The 20,373-nt window shown below is 44.5% G+C and carries 17 protein-coding genes; all 17 read right to left on the bottom strand.

What is annotated here, in order from left to right; all coding sequences use genetic code 11:
* The 17 genes from M1K58_RS03885 to M1K58_RS03805 all read right to left on the bottom strand — a co-directional run bounded on the left by M1K58_RS03885 (position 1) and on the right by M1K58_RS03805 (position 20,358).
* Positions 1-1,227, bottom strand: coding sequence for an acetate kinase (locus M1K58_RS03885; RefSeq protein WP_256757352.1), 1,227 nt, complete (start codon positions 1,225-1,227; stop codon positions 1-3).
* The gene (locus M1K58_RS03880) at positions 1,224-2,096 is read right to left on the bottom strand and encodes a 3-hydroxyacyl-CoA dehydrogenase family protein (protein WP_256757351.1); all 873 of its coding nucleotides are present in this window, start codon (positions 2,094-2,096) and stop codon (positions 1,224-1,226) included. Before M1K58_RS03880 ends, M1K58_RS03885 begins: the two co-directional genes overlap by 4 nt.
* 126 nt (positions 2,097-2,222) lie before the next feature.
* Complete coding sequence (locus tag M1K58_RS03875) at positions 2,223-3,437, bottom strand: hypothetical protein (RefSeq protein ID WP_256757350.1); 1,215 nt, start codon at positions 3,435-3,437, stop codon at positions 2,223-2,225.
* On the bottom strand, positions 3,430-3,984 hold the full coding sequence (locus M1K58_RS03870; protein ID WP_256757349.1) for an RNA polymerase sigma factor: 555 nt from the start codon (positions 3,982-3,984) through the stop codon (positions 3,430-3,432). Before M1K58_RS03870 ends, M1K58_RS03875 begins: the two co-directional genes overlap by 8 nt.
* 168 nt (positions 3,985-4,152) lie before the next feature.
* The gene (melA, locus tag M1K58_RS03865) at positions 4,153-5,451 is read right to left on the bottom strand and encodes an alpha-glucosidase/alpha-galactosidase (protein WP_256757348.1); all 1,299 of its coding nucleotides are present in this window, start codon (positions 5,449-5,451) and stop codon (positions 4,153-4,155) included.
* Positions 5,452-5,466: 15 nt separating this feature from the next.
* A complete protein-coding gene (locus tag M1K58_RS03860; protein WP_256757347.1) occupies positions 5,467-6,351 on the bottom strand; it encodes a carbohydrate ABC transporter permease in 885 nt (294 codons plus the stop codon).
* Positions 6,352-6,369: 18 nt separating this feature from the next.
* Positions 6,370-7,269 (bottom strand): ABC transporter permease, encoded by a 900-nt coding sequence (locus M1K58_RS03855; protein WP_256757346.1) that lies wholly within the window; start codon positions 7,267-7,269, stop codon positions 6,370-6,372.
* Positions 7,270-7,294: 25 nt separating this feature from the next.
* A complete protein-coding gene (locus tag M1K58_RS03850; protein ID WP_256757345.1) occupies positions 7,295-8,974 on the bottom strand; it encodes an extracellular solute-binding protein in 1,680 nt (559 codons plus the stop codon).
* Positions 8,975-9,204: 230 nt separating this feature from the next.
* Positions 9,205-10,227 (bottom strand): response regulator transcription factor, encoded by a 1,023-nt coding sequence (locus M1K58_RS03845; protein ID WP_256757344.1) that lies wholly within the window; start codon positions 10,225-10,227, stop codon positions 9,205-9,207.
* A complete protein-coding gene (locus M1K58_RS03840) occupies positions 10,202-11,950 on the bottom strand; it encodes a sensor histidine kinase (protein ID WP_256757343.1) in 1,749 nt (582 codons plus the stop codon). The genes M1K58_RS03845 and M1K58_RS03840 overlap by 26 nt, the downstream gene beginning before the upstream one ends.
* 183 nt (positions 11,951-12,133) lie before the next feature.
* A complete protein-coding gene (locus M1K58_RS03835) occupies positions 12,134-13,633 on the bottom strand; it encodes an AAA family ATPase (protein ID WP_306220139.1) in 1,500 nt (499 codons plus the stop codon).
* Positions 13,626-14,162, bottom strand: coding sequence for a hypothetical protein (locus M1K58_RS03830; protein WP_256757342.1), 537 nt, complete (start codon positions 14,160-14,162; stop codon positions 13,626-13,628). Before M1K58_RS03830 ends, M1K58_RS03835 begins: the two co-directional genes overlap by 8 nt.
* A 125-nt stretch (positions 14,163-14,287) precedes the next feature.
* Complete coding sequence (locus tag M1K58_RS03825) at positions 14,288-14,746, bottom strand: cell wall elongation regulator TseB-like domain-containing protein (RefSeq protein WP_256757341.1); 459 nt, start codon at positions 14,744-14,746, stop codon at positions 14,288-14,290.
* Positions 14,747-14,811: 65 nt separating this feature from the next.
* Positions 14,812-16,119, bottom strand: coding sequence for an amidohydrolase (locus tag M1K58_RS03820; RefSeq protein ID WP_256757340.1), 1,308 nt, complete (start codon positions 16,117-16,119; stop codon positions 14,812-14,814).
* Positions 16,119-16,775, bottom strand: coding sequence for a redox-sensing transcriptional repressor Rex (locus M1K58_RS03815; protein ID WP_256757339.1), 657 nt, complete (start codon positions 16,773-16,775; stop codon positions 16,119-16,121). The genes M1K58_RS03820 and M1K58_RS03815 overlap by 1 nt, the downstream gene beginning before the upstream one ends.
* Positions 16,762-19,653, bottom strand: coding sequence for an ATP-dependent DNA helicase DinG (dinG, locus tag M1K58_RS03810; protein ID WP_256757338.1), 2,892 nt, complete (start codon positions 19,651-19,653; stop codon positions 16,762-16,764). Before dinG ends, M1K58_RS03815 begins: the two co-directional genes overlap by 14 nt.
* 69 nt (positions 19,654-19,722) lie before the next feature.
* Positions 19,723-20,358 carry a tetratricopeptide repeat protein gene (locus tag M1K58_RS03805; RefSeq protein WP_256757337.1) on the bottom strand — a complete coding sequence of 212 codons (636 nt, stop codon included), beginning with the start codon at positions 20,356-20,358 and terminating at the stop codon, positions 19,723-19,725.
* Between the last annotated feature and the right edge of the window lie 15 nt (positions 20,359-20,373).

Here is a 20,373-nt window from a genome sequence, read left to right as displayed (position 1 = left end):
TTATAGCAAGCTGGAGTCCGCAGCCTGTTTCTCAAGAACAAGCCGATAAGTATCTCTTGCGATTAACAGCTCTTCGTTAGTAGGTACGACCAATACACTTACCTTTGAATCATCCGTCGTAATCCGCCGTGCTTCAGATGATCGTACTGCATTTCTCTTCTCATCCAATTGTACGCCGAAGAACGTCAGTCCCTTACATACTTCCTTACGCAATACATCCGAATTTTCTCCAACACCCGCTGTAAAGACAATCGCATCAACGCCATCCATTGCTGCAATATAAGCGCCAATGTATTTCCGAATGCGATAAGTGTACATTTCGAAAGCAAGCTTCGCCTTCTCGTTGCCATCGTTCATCGCTTCTATGACTTCGCGCATATCGCTACTAATCCCAGAAATGGCGAGCAATCCACTATGCTTATTCAGCATGGAATTAACTTCGTTTAGCGTCAAATCCTCTTTGTTAATCGTATAAGGAACGATCGCTGGATCCAAGTCCCCGCTCCGTGTTCCCATCATAAGCCCTTCAAGAGGAGTCATCCCCATGCTCGTATCAAACGATTTACCATTTAGAATCGCTGTACAGCTTGCTCCATTACCAATATGACAAGTAATCAGCTTCAAATTGTCTAACGGTAAGCCTAAATATTCTGCCGAGCGTTTGCTCACATAATCGTGAGAGGTGCCGTGAAAACCATAGCGACGGATTTTGTGCTTCCGATACAGCACTGTTGGAATCGCATATAAATAGGAATTTGGCGGCATAGTCTGATGGAAGGCTGTATCAAATACGACGGCTTGCGGAACTTCCGGAAGGTTCGCTTCAACCGCCGTAATCCCCATCATGTGTGCAGGATTGTGCAACGGAGCAAGGTCAAATAACTTACGGATTTCCAGCTTGACACCTTGATCAACCAACACAGACTTGCTGAAGGATTCGCCACCATGCACGACCCGATGACCAACTGCTTCAATCTCTTCAATATTTCGTAATACACCAAATTTACGCGATACTAACATGTCCAATACTTTCTTGATTGCCGTCGTATGATCAAGAATTTCACTGACTTCACGTACTTCCGGCGTACCGTCGACTTCATGGGTAAGAATCGAGGAATCCATCCCAATTCGTTCTACCCGACCTTTGGCTAACACTTCTTCTGTCTGCATATTATACAGCTGATATTTAAGCGAGGAGCTCCCCGCATTAATTATGAGTATATTCATATCAGGCGTTCACCATCCTTGTCGTACTTAAAGAAACCTATACCACTCTTAATTCCTAAATGGCCTGCACGTACTTTTTTCTTCAGTAAAAAGGAAGGTCTGTACTTCAATTCGCCATATTCACGGAACATTCTTTCAAGTGCGGCAAGTACGGCATCTAAACCAAACCGATCAGCCATCTCAAGAGGTCCATGCTCGAATTGATACCCCATCCTCATCGCAGTATCGATATCTTGAGGGGAGGCTACTCCTTCCTCCAATATATGAAGGGCTTCGTTGATGAGTAAGCAAATGAGTCTTGTTGTTACAAAGCCAGGGGATTCGAATACCATTACCCCTTTTTTGAATAGAACATGATCAATAAATGATTTCGTGCGATTGAAGGTTTCGTCCGAGGTTTGTAAGCCCCGGATAATCTCCACAACATCGATTCTTAGAGCCGGATATACAAAATGCATACCAATGACACGGTCAGGATGCTGACTCGCTCCAGCAAGCTCAGTTAAGCTTAGAGTTGAAGTGTTGCTGGCGACAACCGCATTACTCGACACAATGCCGTCTAATTCCCTGATCACTTCTTTTTTGCTTTCCATATCCTCGGTTATCGCCTCAATAATAAGCTCACAATCCGTAAAATATTGCAGCGATGTTTCCATATGTATTCGATTTAACGTTAATTTTTTCTCAGCGGCAGTAATTGCCCAACGTTCCATTTGGCGATCAAGACTTTGCTCGATCATTTCCCTTGCATGCTGCAATCTTTCAGGTGTTTTCTCCACCATATGAACGTCTAATCCCTTAACAGCAAGCATCTCAGCTATACTTTGTCCCATTGTACCCGCGCCTATAACACCTACAGTTTTGAACATTTATGCAATCCCTCCAAGCATGTAAGACGGTCAGAGCCGTATATAAATAATAAGATGATTGTATCCCTCTCTGCGGTGCGATTTGTCACACTCACAGTAAAAAGAGATACACTCATCTTATCATAATCAAGATTCATTTGCCGAATTAGCGAACCATTTACTAAACAGTTTGACCCAGCTATCGACATAGTTTGCTTGGGTTGCCCATTGAACCATCACAACAGATTCGTTAGGCGCGAGTTGAATGGGTAACTTCTTGCTTTCCGCATCCTCTAATCTGTAAGGATATAGCGTAATGTTACTGTCCGTGACGATGGCAACGATATCTTCATCTTGCGAAGTATAGGCATCGACCGCGTTCGACTCTAGGCTTTTAACCTCTTTCCACGAGAGAGCCAACTCCTCGTCTTTCACTATGTTTTTCGTAAGCTCCACAGAAATCGTAGGCAAATCTTGTATTTCCGACACATTCGTGACACTTGCTAGTTTGACCGGTTGCTTGGCTACCCATTTGCGATTTTCCCGAGCGATAGCCCATTGGTCGACATCTGTTAGCGTATTGCTATCTGTAAGCGCTTCGGAAAGGGAGAAATTCGTCGTTGCCAACAAATCTGCATCTTTTAATCTCTCCGCAGGACCTAGATCCTTAACCTCATTCACCCATAACTGACTTTGTTCAATCTCTTGACCTTTCACGTTCATTTTCGTCGTTTGTAATATGGATACAAATTGGTTGCCGGCATATAGAAGCTGCTCTGTTTGCTTCATTGACGTATCATTCTTCTCAACTGGTTGCTCCAGCTGCACTTGCTTCTTATCCGCACGAGTTGCCATGATCGTCTGATTCCCTTGACCTAAAGCATCCGGAACGGCATCTACACGCCAGAAATTAGTATTTACAGGCATCCAAATCCCTTCGCCTTCACCAATGATCGTAATTTCCTCATTCTGTGGAGCGACCATTATTGTCCGGTAGCTACTGCTTGAGACGCCATCTTGAGTACTATCAGCCCTTAATCCAATCAGGACAGCAGAATGCGGGATCGGGTTGATCTTAAGCTCTTCGGATGCTTGGGCACTTGTTGAAGCTTGCTCTGAAGGGATCGATAACTTGTCTGATTCCTCGGGACTAAAGCTCTCCCAGCTCCATATTGCAACTACGACTGCTACGATGAGTAGGAACGATGCACTGATTGCACCCCATCGAACGAACCAAGGTCGTCGTAAGCTTCTATGTGGGCTATCTAACTGATCGTTTATTTTTCTACGTAAATTATCATCAAATCCATTGTGTTTCAGAGGCCCGCGCGCAAGTTGTTCGAATAAATCCTTGTCATCCATAAGCGGTTCCCTCCTTTAACTTAGACAATTTTTTGCGTGCATGGAACATTCTTGATTTAACCGTACCTTCCGTCACATCGAGTATTTGGGCGATTTCCTTCAACGAAAGCTGATGATGAGCATAGAGGATAATCACTTCTCTATATTTCTTCGGTAATTCAAGCACCATTTTCCAAATATCGTTAACGACCATAGACTCTACGACATCCTGTTCGGTAGAATGACGCTCACCATAATCTTCAACAGTATTGGATAAGGTTACCTTGCGGAAAAAAGCAGATCTCTGGTAATCAATCGCCGTGTTGCGCGTTATCGTAAGTAACCAGGTTTTGACGGAGGCGTCTCTACGAAAAGCGTGCATATTCTTAAATACTTTGATAAATACCTCCTGCACGATGTCATCAGCCAAATCCCACTTGCGAGTTATACTATAGGCATAATTCCATACATCCTTACCGTAGGCAGTCATTAATTCATTAAGCAAACCCTTGTTGTCGTCGCTCTCAATCATATATTTAAGGAAATCGAAATTACGTTGGGAATCCAATCTTGCCACCTCTATTCCGTTAGACGATTCAAAAAGACACTAGGTTCAATGCTATCATATTTTTTGTTTAAATTCTTCATCAGATATTTACGAAAACCTTAAGAAATCCTAAAGAAACCGACGCGAAATACGCGTCGGTCCAGCTTTACAGCCTTATTCACCTACATCTTAAGATAGAAAAGTTAAATAATTCCGATTGACCTCAATCAGCTCGTCACACATCGCCACGATATCATCGAGGGAAAGCTCTGCTGACGTATGTGGATCGAGCATCGCTGCATGATATATACTCTCTTTCCTTCCATATAATGCGGCTTCAATAGTCAACAGCTGCATGTGAATGTTAGTGGAATTCAACCCCGCACAAACCGTTGGCAAATCTCCGATATAACATGGCGTTATTCCGCTTCCGTCAACCAAGCAAGGCACTTCTACACATGCATTGGCGGATACATTCGTAATTAAACCGGAATTCATCACGTTTCCACCAATTTTAATTGCCCGATCCGTTACTATAGCTTCCATAATAAAGGATGCATATTCATGAGTTCGTTCATGCGAAAGGTCCGCATTATCGATCATTTCCGCTTTCGTTTGGTTCCAGTATTGCTGCTGAGACTTGCCCCAATCCTTATACATTTCAGTCAAGATTCCGAATCTTGGCAGTAGCTCTGGGTAGTTTCTTTTGATGAAATACGGCATGTATTCAGAAGAGTGCTGAGTGGATTCAGTCACATAATAGCCAAAACGATTCATAATCTCGTAACGAACCCGATCATCATGCTCAACGTTACGCTCCGCAGCTCTCCGCTTAATCTCGGGATACAGATCCACGCCATCACGATGAACTTCCAGCAACCAAGCTTGATGATTGATTCCCGCAATCTTTGACTTTACATTAGCATCGTCCATGCCTAACCCATGAAGTAAATCCCTCACACATATTTGTACACTATGGCATAAACCTATGGCTTGAATGCTAGTCGCTTGATGAATCGCTCCCGTGACGATAGCCATTGGATTTGTATAATTCAACATTAATGCATTCGGGCAAACCTCTTCCATATCTCTTGCGATACTCAACATTACCGGTATTGTTCTCAGCCCTCTAAATAGGCCTCCGACACCTAACGTATCGGCATAAGTTTGCTTTAAGCCGTATTTCATCGGAATTTCGAAATCGGGTATGACAGCTTCATAACCACCAACTTGAATAGCGTTGATAACGAAATCCGCGCCGCGAAGCGCCTCACGCTGGTCTGTATAAGCTTTAATCGTTGCTCTGCCCAGATTAATATTATCGTTTAACTGGTTTAACATCTTCTCAGATAACTTCAGCTTCTCATGATCAATATCTAACAAGGCAATGTGAGCATCCTGCAGAGCAGGCGTCATTAAGCAATCACCAATGAGATTTTTTACGAAAATAATGCTGCCCGAACCGATAAAAACAATTTTAACCGCCATAAGTCCCTCCGAGTATTAGCCTTTGACACTGCCTAGTACAATGCCTTGGGTGAAGTATCGTTGCAAGAATGGATATACGAGAAGAACGGGCAGCATAGCGACGAATGCTTGAGCTGCTTTGGATGTCCGATCGGATACAGATCTGAGCGTTAATGCGTCCGCTGAAGTCATCAATGACATATCGCGATTGACAAGCACGGTCTGCAGGTAGCTCTGCAATGGATATCCGTCTGGGTTGTTTAATAGGATCAGCCCTTCAAACCATGAATTCCATTGCGTAACGATGCAGAATAACGTCAATGTTGCTACTGATGGTGCCGATAAAGGCACGACGATCTTCCAAAGAGATTGCCACACTCCGGCGCCATCCATTAATGCCGCTTCTTCGATTTCCTTAGGCAACGATTTGAAAAAATTAAGCATAAGAATAACATTGAATACTGGAACCGCACCTGGTAATATCAACGCCCAGAAGCTATCGATGATCCCAGTCATCTTGATCGCCATATACCAAGGAATCAAGCCTCCACTGAACAGCATCGTGATGACAAAAAGCCATGCATACTGATTTCTCCAGCGAAATTCACTCTTTTCCTTAGATAAGGGATACGCGATCAATATCGTAAGAAGCATATTAAGCGGCACTCCTACAATCACTCGCTTTAGCGATACGATGAATGCAGATACGAATTCGGGCTTGTTCAGAACGAACTCATAGGATTTTAACGTAAAGCTGACCGGCCACAATTTTACAAGTCCCGAATTGACGGCCGAGCTTGAGCTGAAAGAGATCGCTAGTACGTTAATTAATGGCAGCAGACACGCCGCCGCGATTACGGTTAATATGAAATAGTTAAAAAGGACGAACGTTTTCCTGCCAGTAGAACTGCGTTGTCTCATTTCATGACCTACTTTGCTTTAAAAAATGCGATAGCTCGTGAACCGATAAGCCAACCCGTACGAAACAGAGATCATCACGAACGAAACGACTGACTTGAATAAACCGACGGCCGTAGCAACACCGTAATTCGCATCTTCCATTCCTATTCTGTATACGAGCGTATCAATAATATCTCCGCTTCGATAAACCTGCGCACTATACAAGTTGAACACTTGATCGAATCCGGCATTCAACACATTGCCCAAGCTAAGAATGGTCATTAGCACGATCATAGGCAATAATCCGGGCAAAGTGACATGCACCGCTTGCTTAAACCGACCAGCTCCATCCATTGTCGCAGCTTCGTACAAAGTGGGATTGATTCCAGTTAGAGCCGCTAAGTAAACGATGGTCCCGTAACCGAATTCCTTCCAAGTCTCCGTTCCAACCAATGTAAACGGAAACCAATTTACATCACCAAGAAAGTAAATAGGCTTAATCCCAAACCAACCTAGAAATTCATTGAGCATTCCCGTAGATGGGGATAAAATATCGACAAAGATGCCGCCCAGAATAATCCAAGAAAGAAAGTGCGGGAAGTAGACGATCGTCTGAACGCTGCTCTTAAACCAGCGACTCTTGGCCTCATACAGCAATAAAGTAATGACGACAGGAACGACGACCCCAGCAATAATTTTCATTAACGCGATGAATACCGTATTCCATATCACTTGATAAATTCCCGGCATATTGAGCATGAATTCAAAGTTTTTCCATCCCACCCAAGGGGACAGGTACATCCCCTTAGACGGAACGAATCTTTCGAATGCCATGACAATCCCAGTCATGGGTACATAATTGTAGATCAGAATAAACAACAATCCAGGTAAAATCATCAGATGATAAGGAAATTGACGCCTAAATCTTAGATTTGTCATAAGCACCTCTTGCCTTGCTTCTCGATTATTTCTGAGCTAACGCCCATTCATTCAATTCCTTCGTGATCTCGTCTCCACCAAGCTGCTTCCATTTCTTCACGTACTCGTCGAACTTATCGATGGAATCTCCCATGATAATGCGTGTAAACGTCTCCAGCTGCAATTTCTGTAACGTCGCGTTGTTATCGATCATGGTTTGCGTTGGAGCACCGAAAAACTCATCATTCATGAGACTTTGGTTCTTAAAATAACCTTCGATAACGGATAGCGATCCTTTCTCGCCATACATTTTATCACTGCCCCAGAATTGATTGTCTCCTCCTTGATACGCCATGATATTGCTATAGTAGCCCTTCTCTTCCGCTGTTAGCTTGGAGTCATCCTTTGCGGTTAAAGCATCCATCACATTAAGATGAGCATCCAAGTTTTTGCGTGGCGCTTCTCCGTAGAGCAGAGCATATTCGAATATGGCAATTCCGTCCTTATCTACGTTATAGGCTTCCGGGTTCGCGGTTGCACCGTAAATATTCTCTAGGACCAGATTAAGCATCTTAATGGAGGCTTCTGGGTGTTTTGCCCCCTTCTTAACCACATAATATGTGTTGATTGCAAAAGGAACTTGTGCTTTCGCCGGTTGATCGTCAATCGAAGGCAATGGATAAGGAGTCCATTCCATTTCAGGGTTGGTTAGCTTTCCGTCCTGAAGCCATCCACTGTTCCAGAAGTACCCGTAGAACATTCCAAGCTTGCCTGCATTCGCTTCTTCGTTTACCTTGGAAGCGTCCTTCGTGCCGAACTCCTTATCGATCTGACCCGCTTTGTATAGCTCCTGCAGCTTCTGAAGAGCGTTCTTCATCTGCGGTTGAATGCTGCCATAAGCTAATTTCCCGGATTCATCCTTAACCCAAACATTCGGATAAGCATGGAATCCGTTAAAGAAGCCCTCCATTGCAGCGTAAAAACCCCAAATATCTTTATTTATTCCTAGTCCTCGTGTGTCATCCTTTTTGTTGCCGTCAGGATCTTGCTTCGTAAAGGCTTCCGCGATTTTCAGCACATCATCGATCGTTTTAGGTTCGGAGAGCTGTAATTTCTTTAGCCAATCCGTGCGAATCCATAGCACATGAGTTTGACCCAGCCCAGAACCCATTTTAGGTAAAGCAAATTGCTTGCCGTCAAAGGTACCCGATTTTAGAGCATTGCCTCCATCCTGTGAGAGCACCTCTTTCGTGAATGGAGCGGCGTATTGATCGTAAAGGCTTGATAAGTCTTCTAGCTGATCGTCCTCCACTAATCTCTTAAGCTGTGCCGCGTTTACCTCCATCACATCAGGCAAATCATCTGAAGCGATCGCAATGTTCAGCTTCTGGTCATATTGCGCAGTGGCAATTGTCCAGTTATATTTGATTTTAATTCCCAAGCTTTCCTGGTAGGCTTTTGACCAATTATTGTTGTCAATAGACTCGCCTTCCTTGAACTTGGTGCCCTCTGTAATTGGACGGACCGCCGTTATTTCAATAGGTGGATCGTACTTCCCCATAGGATCGGCCGCGACTGACTCCGAGGACTCAGTTGAAGTTGGCTGTGAGCTTGCTGAAGCGCTAGATTGTTCCGTCTTCTCATTCCCGCTACACGCTACAAGGCTGAATGCCATAGCTCCCGTCAAGCCTATCGCTAACCACTTTTTTCTATTCATCACTTTCATTGCGATCCCCCTGTACGCTTATTTAATAGATTTCTGGTTCATTATAGCAACCCAGCAGTTTTCCCCGTGAGTGGTGATTTTCCTCATCCGGTATGAATTTTTTGTGATTTCCCTTTGATTTCACTTCGTGCAAAATCTTCCTACACGATGAACATTTTTTTCGACATGGATTTGTTCGCAATAAAGATGCCCTCGTCATCGAAGACCAAGGGCAGAATCGTATGCTACTTTTAACTATTGTGCAGCCTGAACTCACTTGGGAGCATCCCGGTCTGATCCTTAAAGATTTTGCTGAAATAACGTTGATCCATGAATCCACATTGCTCCGCTACCCAGTAAATCGGATGATTGGTATTCAAAAGCATTTCTTTGGCCACATTCATACTCGCTAACTGCAAGTAATGAATAAACGATATTCCAAGTATTTCCTTAAAGCTCTTGCTGAAATAGCTTTTGCTTAAATTGACTTGGTCGGATACATAAGATTGTGATAAATGCTGATTGGAGCTATTATGCATAAAATCAAGAGAAGAGACGATCGAATGGATCACTTCCTCCGTGTATTTTGAACGACGAAGCCAGGCTTGTATTCCGGTCCTTAACTGCTTCATGTTGTGAAATAGCTCTTCCGAAGTAGCTGCAATCGAGTAGCTTGACCAATCTGGATACATAGGAAAGCTCATCTTCCACTTCTCTACCGCATCCATCCAGTTTCTAGACCATTGGGGAGCCGGATGATTTAACGCTACGCCCAATGTTCGCGTCAGCTCTTGAAATTCAGCATCATCTAGTACCCAGGATACCCGATTCCATTTCTCCGAGCTTGCAGGGCTGTAAGCTTCTGGTTGTATTTCAAGTGATATTTGCGGAGGAACAACCACCATAGCTTTTACGATCCGTTCGAGGATTTGATCAAGATTCTGCTTCTCAAGCTGTGTCTTAACAATATAATCGACAGCTCCCATTCGCAGTGCCTCCTGAATATATTCGAAATCCTGATGACAAGTCAGAATGACAACCTTAACAGTTGGGTATAACTCTCTTACTCGGCTGAACAATTCCATACCCGACATTCCTGGCATCGTAATATCAGTAATGAGCAGATGGATCGGATTGTTCTGCATGAAAGCAAGCGCCTTCTCCCCACTTGCCGCCTCACCTACAATCTCTATCTGATGCTTGTCCCATGGGAATACGAGCCTCATCCCTTTTCTTACCAAGCTCTCGTCATCCACGATCAGCGCTTTGATCACGATCGACTCCTCCAATCATCCGATCGGGTAAGGAAATAGTAATCTTCGTTCCCTTACCGACCTTGCTTTCTATTTTCAAGTGAGCTGACGTTCCATAATAGACCTCAAGCATTTTTTGCACATATCTTAATCCAATACCTAGACCGGAGCCACGCGTGGATTCGCTCTTCTCGAATAAATCCGATATTTTTTCTTGCTCTATCCCTATGCCGTTATCTGTAACTTCAAGCCCAACCCTACCCATAGCTCCCATCCTTATCGTTACAGTGATTTCCCCTTCGTCCTGCTCAAAACCATGATACAAAGCATTCTCGACAAGTGGTTGAAGGATAAAGCGTGGAATCGATACATGAAGTGTGTCCGGATCAATGTCCAATCTCACCTTGAATTGGTGATCATAGCGAATATTTTGTAATTCAATGTAATCCCTTATCGCATCCACTTCTTCACTAACGGTCACAATGATGCTTTTCTTACCTAGATTGTAATGTAATACACGAGTGAAAATAGATACAAGCTCTGCGATATTCGCTTGCCCTTGCATTCTCGCCAGCCATTGTATTGTATTAAGTGTGTTGTGAAGGAAATGAGGATTGATCTGCACGAGCAGCTTCTCCACCTCTAGTTGCCCTCTACGCTTTTCCTTTTCTTCGACATCGTAGATCAATTCGGTAATTCTACCGCGCATCTGGTGGAAATTGAATAAAATATAGTTGAACTCCTCAAGACCACTTACCGAGATCGGCTTTGATGATTGGTCATAGCTAAAGTGCGTAATTTCTTTATTGATCATGTGAATTGGCCGGTATACCATCTTCCAAATAAACCAGGACAGCAATATCCCGACCAAGAGGGACAAGGCAGAGAACAGTAAAAACTGCTTTTTCCATTTGTTCATTTCGCGGTTATATTCTTTCGAAGGGATGTATTGAATGATTTTCCACTTGTGTATTCCTTCCGATTCGAACACCTTGTAGCCTTTACTCGATGGCTTATACGCTGTTCCTATGCTGAAGCCTTCCTTCATATTGCTGAATACGATCTTTCCTTGTGGGTTCACTAAAACATGGTATACGTGGGACGACCCTTCCGGATGCGGTTTTACAGTGAACATGTCCTCTAGTCCAACAACCTTGGTTTCAATGTATGCATAGATTTTACTGCCCGTCCCGATGTTCATTTCACGCACTAAGGAAAATACCATGCTTCTATCCTGAACATTCATCGAAGGATTAGGTCCGTAGTAGGTCAGAAGCTTCTTTTGATAAAATTTGGGTAGTTTCTCGATATGAAAAGGAGAATTAATCCTCACATTAGGAAACAGGATCGGATCCTCTAAATCTGGCGCATAATAAAATATGACACCCAGATTAGGATTCGCGAAGTTCACGTTGGCAATGGATTGAGCTATACTGCGATAAAGCGCTGTCTTGTCGTACGAATCGCTTGGACTAGAAATATACTGAATAACATCGCGACCCATTCCGCCCTCTACGTCCAGTAGCTGCGAAATTCGAGTCATTTCCTCCAGCTTGCGATCTAACTCATCTTTCTCTCGAACAACATTGCTTTGAATGTCCCTTTCGATCTTTTCCGTTTGGACTATGTAAATCCATCGATACGAAATATATCCTGTCAAAATAATTGGCACAACAGTTGCAATAAATAAAACGAATGCTAGTCTTCCTCTTAGTGAACGCGTAAACGAAAACCTGTTCGGCATAAACGAACCTCTTTTCAAACTTTGGTATACTACCCTCGTGCTGAATAGTAGTAGCATACATTAAGACTAGCAAAAGTAAAGAGATATTCAAAGGTTTGGAATTTTCAGCCTTATTGGAAAATAACCGCATCCCCTAAGCCCAAAGTGCGAGGAATACGGTTATTTTCTTTGCTCTGTGATTAATCAAGCCGCCTTCTCACGCAAAATATCGCGCAATTGCTTACCAGATAAAGTCTCCTCACGAATGAGGTGGTCGAGCAATTGATTAAAGGTTTCTTTGTGCTTGCCTAGCAGCTCTCTCGTACGATCCGTTAGTTGATTCAGGATTTCAGCATTTTCCGCTGACCATTGCTCTTGTGTTAGCGCCTGAGGGTGAATAATTCCAAGCTTGGACATACCCGACTCGATCAATGTCCTTACGATATTCGTCGCTTGCTCGAAATCTCCTCGCGAACCTGTGCTTCTTCCACCGTAGAAAATTTCCTCTGCTACCGCTCCGCCAAGAGCGATCATAATTTGCTCCTCGAGCACGATCTGCGTGTACAAGTACTGATCCTGCTGCGGATGATGGCGTACGTATCCCAATGCTTGACCGCGAGGTGTGAGTGATACTTGTGCAACACTCTCCGGACGTACGTTCTCCGCAACAATAGCATGACCCAGCTCATGAATGGCCACTCTTTCGCGCTCTTCGCTATTCGTTTCCCTATCCATTCGTTCACCCATCATGACTTTATCGATTGCTTGAGTTAAATGCGACGTTTGTAAGGTATCGGAGCTTTCCCGCATTGCGTAAATCGCCGCTTCGTTCATCAGACTTTCCAACTGAGCACCGGAAAAACCGAAAGTCTCGTCCGCTACTTTGCTTAACGATACATCTTTGGCCATAGGTTTGTTACGAGCGTGCAGCTTTAGGATGTGCTCTCTTCCCGTTTTGTCTGGGAGGTCAACTTGAATTTGGCGATCAAATCTTCCTGGACGAAGTAAGGCAGGGTCCAGCAGCTCTTTACGATTCGTTGCCGCGATCAAGAGTACACGAACACTCTCGTCACCTTGTACGCCATCCATCTCGGTTAACAGCTGATTAAGCGTCTGATCATATTCTCTATGCTGTCCGCCATCTCGTTTCCCACCAATTCCGTCTATCTCATCAATAAAAATAATGGCACTATCTCGTTTTTGTTTGATCGCTTGTTGACGAACCTCTTTAAATAGATCACGGATTCTACCTGCGCCTACCCCTACGTACATTTCCACGAATTCACTACCGGAAGCCGCGATGAATGCAGAATGAGTATACTGCGCCGCTGCTTTGGCAAGAAGTGTTTTCCCAGTTCCTGGAGGCCCTGTTAACAAAATTCCCTTCAAGGGACGGATGCCTAACTTCTGAATCTTCTCACGATGCACTAGAAAATCCAGTGCTTCCGTAAGCTCCCGCTTCGGTTGATCTTGCCCACCGATATCCTCGAAGGTCAAATAATCGGGCTTGCGAGCTGTTGCTTTCTTTCCTGCGGTTCCCATTGCCAAACCACCCCTAGTCCGTGCGATGAAGAACAAGGCACCGAACATTAACAAACCCATAACCAGTATGGCCGGAGGCAAACCAACATACAATAGAAAGACGAACAATACAACGATTGCGCCTATTGCCATCTCTTTACCGAAAGAGTTTATTTTACGCATTTGGCCACACTCCCAACGTTGCAGGCTGACGAGGCAATACAACGAACTTAGCCTCATCCCCATCCCGCATCGAGATATATACGTTATTATCATCCATCTCTGTCGTTACAGTCACTCCTGGAAATTGCTCAGATAAATCCGTCATCGTATCCCTTATGCCAGAGTATTTACGATTTTCCATAGCCTCGGCCACGTCGAACAGGGCATAGCCCCATACTTTATCCAGACGAGCGCTATCCTTTTGTTGTACAGCTAACTCAAACTGTTTATTTCCAATCTCGCCAGCACCATTTTGCTTAATATATCGATACACTTCACCCAGATTAGCATCTGGAGCAAGCTTAACATTTACTTTAACAAGTCCTGTTGACATCTCGGCCTGTGCGGATTCAACGCCCGCTACCGATTTAGCAACACGGTCTAACGGCTGCTCTATGCCGTAGTGACGATAAGTAAACCAACCGCCGAATAAAATGGCGGCTGTAAGTGCCGCAGTTATTGTAAGTGGTAGTATTCTTAGTTTTTTCATGTTGTCATTGTCCCCCTCATATACGAAAAGTATATATATGAGTATATCACCTTATGATAGACGAATCGTTAGATGATCATTGGTAAATAAACAAAAAAACGCCTAAGCGGCGTTTTCCGGTGCTCTTATTGATTAGACAGCACATAGGTTTTCAATACACTTCCATCCATGAACGAATAGAAATCAAGCGACTGATGCTGTTTGCTTTCGTCGGTCCAATAACGAATCTCCCATGCAGGCTGACCCTTAAACCATCCAGGAATAATCCGAATCGGAGTTCGCCCAGCATGTTCACCAGTAAATTTCTCAAGCATTTGCTGCTGCGACATATTATCGCTTACTTTTTTCCGAATGAGCTCATCCTGACGTTCCCAGACCATCCAGATCTGATCTTCGGCATCCTTACCTGTTACCACCCATACTGTCTCATCCCAAGTATGGCTGACTGCTTCGGTCACTTCTGTTAGGCTCCCTTGCTCCTTAGCGATTCGAATAGCTCTATTCTCCGCTTGGCGATAATCCGAATCCGCCGACCGAACATATAAGACAAGGCTCACCACAACAAAGAGGATAAAACCGGTCAAGATGATGATCCACCTTGTACGCGAAAGGGACGGCATTTTCCGTTGCCCCTCACTACGGCTTAAATTCATCCCCGTAACCTCTGGAAACAGCGTTCCGCTTCCGCTAGAATTTTTTCCTCATCCAGCGTTAATAGCTGACCATCTCGAAGCAATTGCTTACCGTTAACCCATACATGAGCAACATCCGAGCCTCTAGCTGCATAAACCAAATGGGATACATAATCGGTATGCGGTACAAAATGAGGCTTCGTAATCGCTAACGCGATGAAATCCGCTTTTAAGCCTGTTTTAAGCTGTCCTGTAACGCCCTCTAAGCCGAGAGCGCGAGCCCCATGTACGGTTCCCATACGTAGCGCTTCAGCAGCAGGTACGACCGTTGGATCTCCGGAAACACCTTTATGAAGTAGTGCCGCCATCGAGATTTCTTGGAATAGATCAAGATTATTATTACTTGCTGCGCCATCCGTACCTAAGGATACCGTTACTCCAGCCTTCAATAGATCAGGCACCCTGGCTACTCCACTAGCTAGCTTCAAGTTACTAACCGGGTTATGGGATACGGCTACTTTACGTTCCGCTAGCAAAGCGATTTCTTCGTCGTTAAGATGAACGGCATGAGCAACCAATGTCGGACGGCTGAACATTCCGAGTCGATCAAGATGCTCCACTGGGCGATAGCCATAATCTCTTACGTTCTGTTCGACTTCTGCAATAGATTCCGACATGTGAGTATGCATAGGTAAATCTAGCTCATGCGCCGCTTCAACAAATTTCAAAATATAATCTGGCGGGCAAGTATAAGGCGCGTGCGGGGAAATCATAACACTTATGCGACCGTCTGCAGCACCATGCCAATCTTTAGCGAATTGAATCGCATCTTCCAGCTTAGCCTTCTGCACATCCTCAGGACATAGCCCAATAACACCTCTTGTTAAGCTAGCGCGAAGACCGGATTGCTCCACCACTTCGGCCACACGGTGCATGTGATCGTACATATCAACAAAAGTAGTCGTACCACTCTTAATCATCTCGGCAGCAGATAGCGCTGAGCCCCAATATACATCATCACCAGTAAATTTAGCTTCAGTAGGCCACATATGATTTTGCAGCCAATCCTGCAAATTCAAATCATCCGCAAGTCCACGCAGAAGAGACATCGCTGCATGTCCGTGTGTATTCACTAAACCAGGCATGAATAGAAGGCCTTTGCCATCCATAACTTCAGAAGCTTGCGTTAATTCCTCTTCTGGTGCTTGTCCTTGTCCCAAACCAACAATCTTATCGCCTTCAATCGCCATCCACCCTTGAAACTCCGACGGCATTTGTTCATCCATTGTTATGAAAAATCCATTATGAATTAGTAGACGAGACATTAAGCTTCGTCTCCTTCCTGATTATCATTATTATTATTATCCATATAATAAGCCAAACTAAGAAGCTCTGCAGTAAAATCTGCATTATGAATTCTTATCCCTGCCGATGGCTTGAGAACAACGGGAGCAAAATTGAGTATCCCACGTATGCCTGCGGCAATGAATTGATCCGCTACGTTCTGTGCTTCAACAGCTGGAACCGTAATAATACCAAGAGAGATATCTAATTGAGTGACCGAATTGGAGAGCTCCTCCATCGGTTGGACAATTAGATTATTAATGACGATCCCTTTTTTACTATGATCCGCATCGAATACAGAAACAATCTTCATGTTATCCTTGATGTACATATTATAGTTACATAAGGCTCGACCTAAATTTCCAGTCCCGACAAGTGCCACATACATCATTTTGTCCAGCTTGAGGATTTGGCGTATTTTCTCAATAAGGTAATCCACATTGTAACCTACACCTTTACGTCCGAACTCGCCAAAATAGGCCAAGTCTTTACGAATCTGAGCGGGATTAAGATCCAGCTTCTCCCCTAGATCCTGAGAAGAAACCGTTTGAATGCCACTAAGGCTCAGCTCATTCAGAAAACGTAAATAGATGGGAAGTCTTCTTACGACTGCTTCAGAAATTTTAATGGGTTTCATTCGACTCTCCCTCTTCTTGAACAGCATTCAACCATGAGCTAACCCGAGCGGCCATTGCAGCCGTTGGTAAATGCTCCATTTTCGGACCAGGCAAGGAATATAAGAAATATTTACCGTAATTCGTCTCGATAACTCTCGTATCATATAGAATAACAATTCCCTTGTCTGTTGCTGTTCGAACGAGCCGGCCAAAACCTTGCTTAAATCGGATGACCGCCTGAGGTAACGACAGTTTCATAAACGGATTTTTGTTCTCCGCCTGCAGCTTCTCTGATTTGGCTTCAGCAACAGGATGATTGGGCGGCTGGAAAGGTAAGCGCACAATGGCGAGACAAGTTAATGCATCCCCAGGTAAGTCGATGCCTTCCCAGAAGCTGCTCGTACCTAACAATACCGATGCAGGCTGCTTAATGAATTGCTGAGTTAGCCGAGTTCGACTCCCTCCATCCATACCTTGACCTAACACTTGAATGCCGCTCGATTCGAGACGTTCCTTCAGAGGTCCATAGACCGTTTTAAGCATGCGATGTGAGGTGAAAAGCACTAGCATACGCCCACCAACGGTTTGAGCCATCTCCTGTAAGGAATCTATCAACGCACTCAAGAACAACGCTTCTCCATCCCGACCTTTGATCGCGGGAAAATCTCTAGGAATGAGTACAAGTGCTTGCTCACGATAGCGAAAGGGGGACGGAAGCATCGCGGTTTTAAGTCGCCCATCCTTCTCCGCCTCATCCAAACCTAGCTGTTCAGTGACGTAACGGAATGATTTATCAATCGTTAACGTAGCCGAGGTCATAATGACACTCGCCTTCCGATCGAAGACACCTTCCTTAAGTAGACCGCTCACATCAGCAGGCACTCCAAATATCCATACAGATCTTCCGCGATATTGGGAATGACCTTCCAGCCAATACACGAATTCCGGTTTGCCTAGAGAAATGAAAGATTGCGTGTCTGCTCTCACAGAGGCTAGATCCTTCAATACACCACTGAGATCGGTTAGCAAGCCTTGCATGCCAAGCTCATCGGCTTCCTCGCGAATTTCAACCGTTAACTTCTCTAGCGGTCGAATAAAATCAGATAAGAGCTGTATGACGTTGTTGGCATCAACGGATAAGCTATCCCAATTAGCTGGAAGCTCAGCTGGCTTAATTCGCAAAGTTAGATTGCCCGTTTCATCCGATGCAGCCTGTCCAGCTAGCATATTATATAGAGCATCCATCAACTGCTCCCAAGCTTCACGTATTTCGTGAACCTTAGGAACGAGCACCTCAAGCTTCTCCGTCCATACTCCTGAATCTCTTGTCCCCATAGAGGATACAGCACTTATTAGCTGTGGGAGAACTCCGGTTCTAGCATCCTTCCACACACGCTGCAGAGGAACGATCAGAGAAGAGTGTCCTGTCTTCTGTCCTAGATGTTGGCTAGCTACTTCTTCGAGATGGTGAGCTTCATCTACGACCAAGCGATCGTACGCCGGTAGCAAACGATTCTCAGCGCGAAGGTCAGTGAATAGCAAAGCATGATTCGTAATGATAAGATCCGCTTTGCCCGCTTCTTGACGAGCTCTGTGATAGAAGCACCGTCTGAACCACGGACAAGCTCGGTTAAGACAAGATGCTGCGTCGCTAGAAACTGCATCCCACTCTTCTTTATTACGACCTCCGATATTCAGCTCCTCTGATTCACCTCTCGTCGTCTCCCCTAACCAAACCGTCATCCCACCTCGGATTAACGCTTCTTCACGACCCATCGCGTACTCCGGTATTTGCTGGCGATTCTCGAATTTCCGGAGACATAGGTAGTTACTACGGCCCTTGAACACTGAAGCACGAAAAGCCATGGGGAGAGCTTGCTGGAGCAGAGGCAAATCTCGCTCTCTAAGCTGTTCCTGCAGTTGAATCGTATGAGTACTGACGACGACTTTCTTGTCTTCCTTCATTCCATAATAGAGGGAAGGCAACAAGTAGCCTAAGGATTTACCCGTTCCCGTCCCCGCTTCTACTAGAAGATGGGAGTCATCTTGTAATGCAGCAAAAACCTCCTGAAACATAATGTCCTGTGCTTCTCTTGTTTCATAAGCAGGGAACATCACCTTCAAGTTGTCTTGAACCATTGTTAAGTATTGGTCAAAGCTAATATCCTTCAATGAATCAGAAGCGTCTGTCTCATCCTCATTACGATTCAAAGGTGACTCCTCACCCCAGTCACCAACGCTCATCGCGAATTGACGGAAATGATGAATGCCTTCTTCCGGAATGAGAGGTTGCGTCTCGCGCCATGACAGCGTATCCGCAATAAGCCAGCCCAAATCATTGATTTCCGAATCGAACATGGCATTTAACCGTTGTAGAGTAAATAAAGGAAGATTCCTAAGCTTATTCAAGCATACCAGAAACAGGTCTGCTGTTGCTACAGCATCGCTGTCCGCCTGGTGTGGACGATCATGCGCAATACCTAAAGCCTGTGTAAGAGAGGTTAAAGAATAAGAAGGCTGTGTAGGATAAAGTAATCTAGCCAGCTCTACCGTATCCAGCAGCCTACCTGTATACGGTAAATATCCGCTCTGATCTAGTGCATTTTGTAGGAATTGCAAATCGAAATTGACATTATGCCCGACCAGAATTACGTCCAGTAACATAGGCACAATATCGTTTAACATATTCTCTAGCTCAGGTGCTGAAGCAACATCTTCATCCTTGATCCCAGTTAAACGGGTGATTTCTGCCGGAATCGGTTTGCTTGGGCGAACATAGCTTGAATACGTGGAACAAACGGTACCCGCATCGTCAATAAACGCGAGTCCCGTTTGTATGATTTCATCATTATCGGACGACATGCCCGTTGTTTCAAAATCGAGCACGGCAAATTTCATTACAGACTTCCTTTCCTTACGACACGCAGAATGGGATATGACAGTCAGTGTATCTTACAAGTTAATGGATTAAACTTGGACTAAGGTTTGTAGCTTTGCACTACCGAATTGAAGTTGTAGTTGCCCATTGCCTTGCTGTACAGACTCCAGATTAAGCTTGGGGTCTGTAAAGGCTGGGTCGGCCTCCAGCGCTTTGTAGAAATAACATTGTGCCAGCTCCAGATGTGCATAGATGGCTTGAATACAACCAAGTGCATTATAAGCAATCGCCTGTAGCTTACTTTCTTCGGTAATGGCTTCAATGAGTTGGAAATGCCGCTGTGCGTCACCCCACTGCTTCATATGCATACAGGACATGGCAAGAAGTATTCGTGCCCCGACAAAATCAGGATATAAAGTTACGGCTTCCTTTAATTGGTCCGACGCATGCTTGAACATGTGTAGCTTAAAGTAGCCTTGTCCTTTAACAAAAGAATCCAAAAGCTTCTGCGATTCTGATACCTGTATCGGTTGCTGCTGAATGTCTCGAACCATTCCCATCTTGTCTTCAAGCTGAAGCCATGACTCAATAATATCATCACTTAGGGATTTGAGCATATCCCATTGTTGCTGCAGTGCATTTTTTTCTTCACCAGAAGCTTGTGGATAACGCAATATGAGATCGTCGAGCACATCGTTCATTGTTGCGAACCATTCCCGAATCATAATCGTCCCCCCTTG

The organism is Cohnella sp. WQ 127256 (assembly GCF_024519285.1).
GTDB lineage: Bacteria > Bacillota > Bacilli > Paenibacillales > Paenibacillaceae > Cohnella.
The sequence above is the reverse complement of the archived record's forward strand: the minus strand, read 5'-3'. Positions and strand labels throughout refer to the sequence as shown.